This is a genomic window from Actinomycetota bacterium (assembly GCA_040755895.1).
Lineage (GTDB): Bacteria > Actinomycetota > Aquicultoria > Subteraquimicrobiales > Subteraquimicrobiaceae > Subteraquimicrobium.
In genome coordinates this window covers 1-2,712 of the sequence record JBFMAG010000108.1, presented here as the reverse complement: position 1 = coordinate 2,712, position 2,712 = coordinate 1, and the positions used below count along the sequence as shown (strand labels likewise).

Sequence of the window (2,712 nt, the reverse complement as noted above, 5' to 3'; positions counted from 1 at the left end):
TCATGCTTGCTTGCGCTAGAATCGGGGCACCGCACACCGTAATATTCTCGGGTTTTAGTGCCCAAGCTTTGGCTGACCGAATTAATGATGTGGAAGCCAAGGTGCTCGTAACCGCCGATGCGGGATTTAGAAGAGGGAAAATCATCTGCTTGAAAGATATAGCCGATGAAACTTTAAGTAAAACTCCATGCATTGAGAGGGTAATTGTGGTAAACAGAGCAAATGTGGAAGTTGAAATGCAGAAGGGTAGAGACATCTTCCTCAGTGAGCTACTCAATGAGTCCAAAACTTATGTTAAACCTGAGCCTGTGGAGTCAAACCATCCTCTTTATATCCTTTATACCTCTGGAACCACGGGAAAACCCAAGGGAATAGTGCATTCAAGCGGGGGATACATAACCTTCAACCATTCCGTATACAAATGGGTATTTGATATAAAGGAGGACTGCGTATATTGGTGCACCGCTGATGTCGGTTGGGTCACTGGACACAGTTCAATAGTTTATGCCCCTTTGACCTGGGGAGCTTCCATAGTCATGTATGAGGGGGCACCGGATTATCCTACACCAGCTCGATGGTGGGAGATCATTGAAAAATATCAGGTAACAACCTTCTATACTTCTCCCACCGCAATAAGAATGTTTATGAAATTCGGGAAAGAGTGGTTAGAGAGGCACGACCTTGGGAGTCTAAAGATATTGGGAAGCGTGGGCGAACCCATAAATCCCGAAGCTTGGCTTTGGTACTTTGAGAACATCGGGGGCAAGCGGTGCCCCGTAGTCGATACCTGGTGGCAGACTGAAACTGGCGGGATAATGATCTCCCCGGCACCGGGCATAGAGCTCGTTCCCCTAAAACCTGGCAGTGCTACTCTGCCTCTGCCTGGAATCGAAGCGGATGTGGTGGACGAGAAGGGGCATTCAGTTCCCACCGGGGTGAAGGGATATCTAGTTATAAATAAGCCCTGGCCCGGAATGATGATGACCATCTATAAGGATCCCGAAAGGTATAAGAACACTTATTGGTCGAAGTTTCCTGGGAAGTATTATACCGGAGATTATGCCATAAAGGATGACGATGGTTACCTGTGGGTGATTGGCAGAGCTGATGAGGTTTTAAAAATCGCCGGTCATAGGTTGGGGGCGGCGGAACTTGAAAGCGCTTGCATATCACATCCGGCGGTAGCTGAAAGCGCTGTAGTGGGCAAGCCAGACCCAGTTAAGGGAGAGACCATTCTCATCTTCGCCATCCTCAAAGAGGGGTATGAGCCCTCGGAAGAATTGGCTTCGCAGATAAAGGAGCAGGTGAGAAAAGTCATTGGACCGGTGGCAACTCCAGAAAGCATTTACTTTACGGCAAAGCTCCCCAAGACGAGAAGCGGAAAGATCATGAGAAGAGTATTGAAAGCTATCGTTACCGAATCCCCCATTGGAGATTTGAGCACTCTAGAGGATGAAGCCTCCACAGATGAAGTGAAAAAGGCATACCAAGAATTCAAAGAACTCCTCAAACCTTAAGAGTCAGACCTCGACATACTATCTACCGGTAGCGCGGCGGTTCATCCGCGGCTTTTGATCTTGGGCAGGCACCCGCCTGCCGGACGAGCAGGCAAGACCCGTCCCTACATCTTTCTACGTTGATTAATAATATCACGTAGCGCGGGAGTTCATCTCCCGCAAACTGGAGTGAGTCCTATATTTTGTCTAAAAATCCTTTAGTAGAAACAGACCTTTAGGTCTGTTAATAAAAATTATTCCAAGGGGATGCCCAAAGACTATCCCAAAGGATAGTTGTAATGGTAAGATTTTTTCGGCAATCTATTGAAAGAAAAGTTGGAAGATTTTAGGAGGTGCTTTGGAGAGGATAAAGCTCTTGCTCGTTGAAGACCACGATATATATTCACTGGGATTGAAAATGATTTTAGAAAAAGAGCGAGATTTCGAGATCACTCAGGTCGCTGAAAATCTTGAGGAAGCTATAAGAGTGGCGGAAAACTCGCCCTGTCACGTGTTGTTATGGAGCCTTGACGCAGCCGAATTAAATGACTTCGAGCTGATAAAAAGACTTAAGAAAGTTAACCCTTATATAAAAGTTGTGGTTTTATCCACCTTAGAAGACGATTCGATCTTTAATGAGCTAATTAGAATGGGTATTGATGGCTACCTCTTAAAATCCGCTCCTTCGATAGAACTAATCAAAGCCATAAGATTGGTGGTTCAAGAGAAATCTTCCATTAACCTATTTTCTGTACCAAAATTTGGGGGAATGATCGAAGATCACACCATTTGCAGTAAATTTCAATTCACTGCAAAGGAATTAGAGGTTTTGAAATGCTTATTGCAAGGTTATTCCAATCGGGAAATTGCTCAGAAGCTTTTCATCTCTCCATCCACGGTAAAGTTCCACTTAAGAAAAATCTACCGGAAAACGGGGACTGAAAATCGTTTCAAACTCTTCACCCTGTTTAATTCAATTCTTGGCAAGATTAATAAATAATCCTAGCTTAGCTGAAAGCTTTATCGCTTTTTATTTTTCAAACGATCGCAGTCAAGTGGGATATTTTGTCTAACTCGATTGTGCCTAAAAGTGTAAGGATTTTCGTTGAAAAGAAAATGTTAAATGGTTACTTTTTCTATAGCTACCTCATCTTCCTCAGGAACTGGTTCGCCAGCCTCCCGGCAACATTCAATGTATTCCAAGTTGGCTTCCTTA

At 44.4% G+C, this 2,712-nt stretch carries 2 protein-coding genes; both read left to right on the top strand.

All coding sequences use genetic code 11. From position 1 onward, the window contains the following. Window positions 1-1,517, top strand: a 1,517-nt coding sequence (acs, locus tag AB1466_05115) for an acetate--CoA ligase (GenBank protein MEW6189473.1), incomplete at its 5' end; no start/stop codon positions are given. Between the two features lie 337 nt (window positions 1,518-1,854). Next, on the top strand, window positions 1,855-2,496 hold the full coding sequence (locus tag AB1466_05110; protein ID MEW6189472.1) for a response regulator transcription factor: 642 nt from the start codon (window positions 1,855-1,857) through the stop codon (window positions 2,494-2,496). The last annotated feature ends 216 nt before the right edge of the window (window positions 2,497-2,712 follow it).